Annotated in this window: 4 protein-coding genes and 1 pseudogene; 1 reads left to right on the plus strand and 4 read right to left on the minus strand. The window is 57.8% G+C overall.

Annotated elements, in window-relative coordinates:
- Nucleotides 1-300 precede the first annotated feature (300 nt).
- On the plus strand, nucleotides 301-543 hold the full coding sequence (locus WCA53_RS06945; RefSeq protein WP_423907295.1) for a DUF4148 domain-containing protein: 243 nt from the start codon (nucleotides 301-303) through the stop codon (nucleotides 541-543).
- Nucleotides 544-757: 214 nt separating this feature from the next.
- Here WCA53_RS06945 and WCA53_RS06950 read toward each other — a convergent pair whose 3' ends face one another.
- From WCA53_RS06950 to WCA53_RS06965, 4 genes and pseudogenes are all read right to left on the minus strand, one after another.
- Nucleotides 758-1,435, minus strand: a complete 678-nt coding sequence (locus tag WCA53_RS06950; RefSeq protein ID WP_423907298.1) for a response regulator transcription factor — start codon at nucleotides 1,433-1,435, stop codon at nucleotides 758-760.
- A 32-nt stretch (nucleotides 1,436-1,467) separates the two neighbouring features.
- Nucleotides 1,468-2,901: an ATP-binding protein gene (locus WCA53_RS06955; protein WP_423907301.1), complete on the minus strand. Its 1,434-nt coding sequence runs from the start codon at nucleotides 2,899-2,901 to the stop codon at nucleotides 1,468-1,470.
- A 21-nt stretch (nucleotides 2,902-2,922) separates the two neighbouring features.
- Nucleotides 2,923-3,603, minus strand: a complete 681-nt coding sequence (locus WCA53_RS06960) for a response regulator transcription factor (protein WP_423907303.1) — start codon at nucleotides 3,601-3,603, stop codon at nucleotides 2,923-2,925.
- Between the two features lie 416 nt (nucleotides 3,604-4,019).
- Nucleotides 4,020-4,307, minus strand: a pseudogene (locus tag WCA53_RS06965) (porin); the annotation flags it as partial.

Raw genomic sequence — 4,307 nt, forward strand, 5'->3', positions numbered from 1 at the left:
GTGCCATATGACGCGGTCATTGGAAAACACAGCGACTTGATGAAGGAATTTTCATCTCTGTGCCCCGCAATATTCAGCCTGGAAGATCGACTTGGCGCATGGCTCGCGAAGCGCATGCGAACAGGTCTCATCCAAGGGGCATCGCATGAATAAGTTTTCATGGTTAGGCGGAGTCCACGACAGGTGCACCCCGTTAATCTGCTTCTACCGGATAGCGATCGCCAACACCGACCGCAACCGCAACCGGTCGCTTCCCACGTAACAAGTTCCAATTCTCAACCGAAGATCCAGGAGAACACCATGAAGACCTTGATGACTGTCATTGCATTTGTTGGTATTGCCGCAGCCGGTTCCGCTTTCGCCGCTGACCCGACAGCAACGTCGACCCCGCCCGCAGCCACGACGCAAGCGGGTCAATGGCAAGCCCCTTATGGCCAGCCCATTCAACCGAAAACACGTGCTGAGGTATACCAGGAACTCGTGCATGCCGAGCAGGACGGGCAGCTTTCGTATCTGAACAGTACGGTGTATGCGCACAGCTAAAGCATGCATTGGACAATAATATGCATCGTATTCCGAAACATATAGGGTCTATGCTCGCAAGGATGCTCAGGCCGGTGGGGTCGCTGGTCCTGTGCGCAGTCCTTGCGGGTTGCGCGTCGATGCACGGCGCCGCAAACGGCCCGAACGAATGTGTCGGGCCGCCCAGCTACTGCGTCCCGTTCTTCGGCTCCTGAGACGCCGCCCGTCGGCGTGCTTAACTCTTGCTGATCTGATAGCCGAAGCGGCTGACGGTTTCGACCTGTGCGTCGAAACCGAATTGCTCCAGCCTGCGCCTTAGACGCGAAACCACCAGGTTGACACTGGAGGGTTCGACCACCTCCTTGTCCGGCCATGCGTATCGAATCAAATGTTCGCGCGCAACGGGCGCATTGATTTGACGAAGCAAGCACTCCACCAGCAAGAACTCGCACTTTGTCATGAGCAGGCGCCTCTTACCCTCCACGAGTTCTCGTGTAGACGGGTCCAGCCACAGCGCGTGATCGGTTGCGCGCTCCGCCTCGACAGGCGCACGAGCGCGATGCAAGGCGAGCATTCGTTCCTGCATTTCAATAAACGAATAGGGCTGGACAAAACACGCGTCCGCGCCGGCGCGCAACATGCGCACACGCTCAGCCGCGCCCGCGCGACCCAGCACGGCCATCAGCGCCGGCGGGTTGGTCAAGCGCGTGAATTCAGGCAGTATTTCGGCCAACTCGTCCGTCGACGGAGTATCTAGCGCCACGATCAGGACGACATCGAACGCATCTTGCGATGCCAGATATAAACCGTCACGCAGGTCATCTGTTGCCTGAAGACTATGTGCGCTCTCGCGCAACGCCTTATGCAGATAAGCGGCTTCCGGAGGAGAAAGAGAAATTAAGAGAATACGCATGATGAGGGTGGTTCCAATAGGCTTGACTGTTATCAGTCCAGCGCGTGTGGCCAGCATTCGACCGTCATCGACGTTCCGCGGTTAGCTGGCACACCATTTGAAGCGAGCGTATCGTTCTGACCGATGCGTAATGTGAAATCGTGTAGGCGCATGACCGCCGTGACAATGCTTAAGCCCAGTCCCGATCCAGCCAGGTGCCGCGCCTGATCGCCTCGGTAGAACCGCGTCAGGATCGCCGCGTGTTCGCCCTCGGGGATCCCCGGGCCATCGTCGGATATGGTGAGCGACGGACCACGGGCGTGCCGCGTGAGCGCAATTTGTACGTGGCCTCCATCGGGCGCGAACTTGATGGCGTTGTCGAGCAGATTGCTGAAGGCTTCGAACAGCAATGCCCGATCGCCGTGAATCTCCTGTACCTGATCGATGCGAACCGTCCACCGAATGGACCGGTCGTCGGCGAGCGGCTCATACAGCTCTCCCAACTCTTGCACAAGCGCGCTGGTATCGACAGAGGCAAATCCGCCGCGCCTCTTCAAGCCTTCTATTTCGGAAATCCGCAGCATGGCCCTGAAGCGTTCAAGCAGCACGTCTGTTTCGCGTCGTGCCTGCTCCAGCATCTGGTTCAGCTTGTCATCTCCAGTTGCCCGGGTTCGCTCGACCGAGTTGCTAAGCAAGGTTCGTATATGCGACAGCGGCGTTCTTAAATCGTGGGCTATGCCGTCGCACGCGCCCTTCACTTCCGTCATCAACCGTTCTACTTCATCGAGCATGTGGTTGACAAGGTGCGTGAGCATGTCGAGTTCGTCGCGCCCTCCCATCGGCAATCGCTGGTTGAGGTCTCCCTCGGCAATGCGCAAGGTCACCCGTCGAATGTCACGCACGCGCCGCATCTGGCGAACGCTGAGCAACAAGCCGGTGCCGATGCTGACCAGCAAGAAGAACACGCCGCCGCCGACGAGCGCGTTAATCGTTGCCTCGCGAATGCGAAGGATTGCCGTCAGGTCGCGCGCTATGACAAGCACGGTGCCATCGGCACGACGCACGGCCATTGCACGAACAACGGGAGTCGGCGTGCGCATGGCAACGGTCAGTTTGCGATGAAGCGTGTGACCCGTGGAATCGACAGGCATGTCGGGCGGCAAAGCCAGGATGTCTCCTGCTATGCGAGAGCCGTCTGGCGCGAACAGCCCAAAATAACTGACGTGCATCCGCTCCTGCTCGAGCCGTTGATGGATGGCGAGGGACAGGTCTTTGTCGGGGACCGATCCGAAATAGATCAGTTGCCAGCGCAGCAGCGAATCGTTGTCCCTCTCCATATCCGCGGTGACGGACCAGCCGATGAAACCGATCAAGATCATTACCGACAACGCAAAGATGACCCCATAGACCGAGAGCCATTTGAAGGTCGTTGTGTGCCAGCCGCGGCCCAGTTGCGCCGGTTGAGCTGCGTTGTTTGATTCTGCCAAAGTATTAGTATGAAGTCTGTTTCAGGTGAGGATATAGCCCGAACCGCGGACAGTCTGAATCGCCGTCCTGACGCCCGGCACATCGATCTTCTTTCTCAATCGGCCCATGTGTACGTCGATCAGGTTGGTTCCCGGATCGAAGTGGTAACCCCAGACCGCCTCGAACAACATGGTGCGCGTGATCGTTTGTCCCGCATGCCGCATCATGAATTCAAGTATGCGATATTCCGTGGGCAAAAGCGTGATCTCCTCGCCGTCACGCAGTACCTTGCGCGTAATGAGATCGACATGAAGAGCGCCTACTTGCAATACGGTTACGCTCTGCGCCGGCGCTTCCCGACGGCGGCGCAGCAGCACCTCGATTCGCGCCACGAGTTCGTCGGGATCGAAAGGTTTGGTCAGGTAGTCGTCACCCCCTGCCCGCAAACCCCGAATCCGCTCATCCACGTCCCCGAGAGCGCTGAGCATCAAGACCGGGGTCTGGACGCCTACGGTTCGCAGCGTAGTGAGGATCGTCAATCCATCAATACCGGGCAGCATGCGGTCGAGCATGATCAAGTCATGCTCGCCACTCATTGCGCGAGCAAGGCCAGCCGTTCCGTTGTCGATCCACTCTACTTCGAATCCGCCCTTCTCGAGTTCGGCCATGATCTCATTGGCAGTCAATGGATCGTCTTCGATCGTCAGCACGCGTGTAGTCATCGTTTCCCATCCAGCGTCGGCACCGCGCGATGCACCGGTGCAGCCTGCGATTTCAATGGGTAAATGATGCCATACCGCAACCATCTCCCGGGACGGGGCCCGTTGAGCAACTTGCATGGGGTAGCCGGATATCGGGCGCACTACCGATTACCTGCCGCCCCGGCAAACAGCCGCCTGTTTCGCCGCTCGACTGGTTTGCGCGAAAGCGAAGAAACCAACGACGCATGAAAGAGATCCCGCTGCGATTGAAAGCTGCTTCATGGCATTGCTCCGGTTTAGATGCGTTTAGCCTGGATCGACTGTGCCCACGCCGAGGACGGAGACTACCTGCTTAACGAGCATCCATGCGAAGCATCTTCATGAAACTAAATTTAGTCTCGAGGGGATCAGGCTTGGAAGAAGGCTTAGAAGAAGGCTTAGAAGCGGTGCGTCATCGCCACGCGATAAAGCATCTGGTTACCGTTAGACGAGATACCGGACGAACCGATGATACTGGCGTTATCGAATTGCGTGCCAGTGTTCCCGTCCACGTGCTGATAAGCGCCCTGGACATACACCGACGTGCGTTTGCTGATGTCGTAGTCAAGCATCAATGAGATCTGATTCCACTTCGGGACGGAACGGCCCGTGACGGTTGCTATGTGCGCTTGGGTAAAGGTGTAAGCCGCCGCTAGCCAGAAATCGGGCTCGAAGAAATATTGTCC

The organism is Caballeronia sp. (assembly GCF_049581465.1).
Lineage (GTDB): Bacteria > Pseudomonadota > Gammaproteobacteria > Burkholderiales > Burkholderiaceae > Caballeronia.

What these genes read in the sequence shown, in the direction of transcription:
- WCA53_RS06945 (WP_423907295.1), top strand. Translation starts at nt 301, where the DNA reads ATGAAGACCTTGATGACTGTCATTGCATTTGTTGGTATTGCCGCAGCC.
- WCA53_RS06950 (WP_423907298.1), bottom strand. Translation starts at nt 1,435, where the DNA reads ATGCGTATTCTCTTAATTTCTCTTTCTCCTCCGGAAGCCGCTTATCTG.
- WCA53_RS06960 (WP_423907303.1), bottom strand. Translation starts at nt 3,603, where the DNA reads ATGACTACACGCGTGCTGACGATCGAAGACGATCCATTGACTGCCAAT.